Below are 2634 nucleotides of genomic sequence, written 5' to 3' on the forward strand. Positions count from 1 at the left end.
TGTCAAGGGACATCGGGAAGTGCCCACAGGCGGACGTGAAAACTGCCCGTAGACGGTCACGAAGGTGTGCCCGGTGGCGGACATGAATCTGCCCACTGGTCCACCACCGGGGGATGTCAGTTCAGCGCGGTGACCCCCTTTCCGGCGAGTGCTTGGGCCAGGCGCACGGAGTCGCCGCTGGTCTGGCATAGGTGGGCGTGGTGCAGCAGCCGGTCCACGGTCGCGGTGGCCAGGGTTTTGGGCATGAGTTCGTCGAAGCCGGATGGGTGCAGGTTGGAGGACACCGCCACGGATTTGCGTTCGTAGGCGGCTTCTACGACCCGGTAGAGGCCCTCGGCAGCATCGGTCCCGACGGGAAGCAGGCCTACGTCATCGATGACGACGAGTTCGGCGCGCACGATCTTGGCGATCGCTTTGCCCAGGGTGTCATCGGCGCGGTGAGCGCGCACGAGGGTGCCGAGTTGCTCGAGGCTGAACCACGCCACGGGCATACCGGCCTCGATCACTTTCTGCCCGAGTGCTTCGAGAAAGAACGTCTTACCGGTGCCGGCGGGCCCGCACACGACGAGGTTCTCCCGTCGCTGCACCCATTCGAGGGTTTGCAGGGCATGCTGGGTGGGCACCGGGATCGACGAGGCGGTTTCGTCCCACACGTCAAAGGTCTTGCCGGTGGGGAAGTTCGCCGATTTGCGCCGCGAAGCGAGCATGGAGCGGGCACGGCCGGCGAGTTCTTCGGTGAGTAGCGCTGTGAGGGCATCAGCGGGGTCCCACCGTTGAGAGCGGGCGGTCGCGAGCACGTCGGCGGCGATGGCACGGGCGTGGGGCAGCCGCAGTTGTTTCATCAATGCTTCCACCTCGGGGTTGAGCGGGGTGCAAGTCTGGGGTGCGGTCATCGTTCCTCCTCGTCGGTGAGGTTGCCATGGTTGATGGTGTTGGTGCCCAACATGTTCCAGCTCTTTGTGCCCTGTGCCAGGGAAGTGGTTTCCGATGCATGATGCCGCGTCTGGTCCAGGCCCTTGGCCGCGAGGATGGAGTCGAGGTCACCGGTGGCGAACCGGCCGTGCACTGCGGCATTCCCGAGTGCCCAGTCCACATCGGGGGCGCCATGCAGTGCTGCCAGTGAGGTGGCGTGACGCATCTTCTCCCGCATCCGTTCGGTACCGACGGCGGCAGCTTCTTTCAGCCACAACCCGGCACCGGCGCCGATCGCCAGAAACGTCTCCTCCTCGGCGTTGCGTGCCCGAATGCGGTAGTCCCCCGGCGTTTTCGGTTGGTGGCCGGGGAAATGCGTGTCGTCGATCGCCGGGGTGCCGCGGGTGGCACGAGCATGGCGGGCCACTTCGACCGGTCCGCCGCCATCGAGGGCGCACACGATCACCTCATCGGTGCCCGGATGATGCCGCACCCACACCGATTGTCCCAACAGCGTTGCCGGAACGGAGTATTGGCAATGCTCGAAGGCGATCATTGGTGTGTTCTTGGGCACCTGACGAGTCACCCCCAACCCGGCGGTGTGTGGCATGTCCGGGATCGGATGCAACCGGGGACGTTCGGCGGCGAGCATCTCGACCGGCCGCCGACCGGTGGTGCGGTGCTCACGGTCGTTGACCTCGATCATGAACTGCTCACACGCCGCGACCACGTCGGCGAACGACTCGTAGGCGTCGAGCAGATTCGTGTCGGTGGGCACGATATCGGCTTTGGCCAGTTTCACCGCGTTCTCCACCCCGCCCTTGGTCGCCGGATCGGCCGGCTCGCAGGTGAGCACCGTGGTGCCATAGAAGCGGCTGAACGACACCGCATCACGGTTACGGACCGGCACCCCGGCGATATGGCCGGTGGTGACGGTTTTCTCGTTGTCGGTCAACACATACGTCGGTGCGCCACCGATGATGCGGAACACCCGGTCCAAACCGGCGAACACACTCGGCGCGGTCCGATCACGCAACGCGATGACCACCCGATACCGGCACCATGCCAGCCACGCCACCAACAACACGACCTTGCGGCCATCAACAACCGGTCCATCACCGAAGTCGTACTGCAGCCACAACCCGGGCTCGGTGATCCACGGCCGGTGTACCCGCGTATTACCCAGGCGCCATTGGGCTTTCACTTCCGCCACCGCACGCCGCGTGGTACGTTCAGTGCCGCTATAGCCCAGTGCGACAAGCTTTTCGTGCGCCTTGTCGGCGCGGATCTTTCCGTTCGTGTCCTGCACCCACCCCTCGATATGAGGCAGGAAATCGTCGATCAACCGGGCGCGGCGCACCGCCGGCGCCAGCCCGGCGGCACGATCGGCGACCGCCCGCTTCACCGTGTGGTGGGAGCAGCCGCATAACTGCGCGGCAGCCCGGTACGACCCGGTCAGGTCGTAGGCATTGAGTATGTCCATGAGTTCTCCGTCAGACTTCAAGAAGGGTCTCTCCCGTGAGTGAGTTCGATACGACAGGCATCGCTATCGAAGCCACGGGAGAGGCCCGCTCAGCGCAGACGCGCCGTCGGATGAGACAGGTGTGGGCAAAATCGTGTCCGCCAACGGGCACTTTCGTGACCGCACATGGGCAGTCCTTATTGGCCGTCAGCGGGCACTTTCGTGACCGCCCATGGGCAGTTTTTCATGTCCGCTGACAG

General features: G+C 64.8%; 2 protein-coding genes. Both read right to left on the reverse strand.

All coding sequences use genetic code 11. The features are described from left to right. Positions 1 to 116: 116 nt before the first annotated feature. Positions 117 to 893 (reverse strand): IS21-like element helper ATPase IstB, encoded by a 777-nt coding sequence (istB, locus tag MKW15_RS24015; protein ID WP_240862874.1) that lies wholly within the window; start codon positions 891 to 893, stop codon positions 117 to 119. Beyond that, positions 890 to 2416, reverse strand: a complete 1527-nt coding sequence (gene istA, locus MKW15_RS24020) for an IS21 family transposase (protein ID WP_308221103.1) — start codon at positions 2414 to 2416, stop codon at positions 890 to 892. Before istA ends, istB begins: the two co-directional genes overlap by 4 nt. Between the last annotated feature and the right edge of the window lie 218 nt (positions 2417 to 2634).

The organism is Gordonia gummivorans (genome assembly GCF_022513585.1).
Lineage (GTDB): Bacteria > Actinomycetota > Actinomycetes > Mycobacteriales > Mycobacteriaceae > Gordonia.